Origin of the sequence: Psychrobacter sp. S1-30-MNA-CIBAN-0213, from assembly GCF_040309845.1 — a bacterium.
Classification (GTDB): domain Bacteria; phylum Pseudomonadota; class Gammaproteobacteria; order Pseudomonadales; family Moraxellaceae; genus Psychrobacter.
Map to the genome: position 1 here is coordinate 1 of NZ_JBEOPE010000117.1, position 256 is coordinate 256.

Annotated in this window: 1 protein-coding gene; it reads right to left on the reverse strand. The window is 27.0% G+C overall.

Going from position 1 to position 256, the window contains the following annotated elements; translation table 11 throughout:
- Positions 1–23 precede the first annotated feature (23 nt).
- Positions 24–256 (reverse strand): hypothetical protein (locus tag AAEY87_RS14180; RefSeq protein WP_350657638.1); only part of this gene is annotated, 233 nt, incomplete at its 5' end.

Here is a 256-nt window from a genome sequence, read left to right on the forward strand (position 1 = left end):
GCCGCTACCCTCCTAGAATGTTATTATCCATAATATTGATACGTTTTATCTTTTAATGTTTCAAGAAATGAATCAAATTCTTTTTTATTTTCTGGCATTTCCAACGGCGAAACAATAGCATTTGTATCGTAAAGTTCCAAGTTAAAAGCAATATTTTTTTTTATTCTCATAGTTTTTAAAAAACGATTGCTTTGAACATCGTATAAATCATAATAAAAATAATTTTTATCACTAGAAACCTTTGCAAGCATATTTG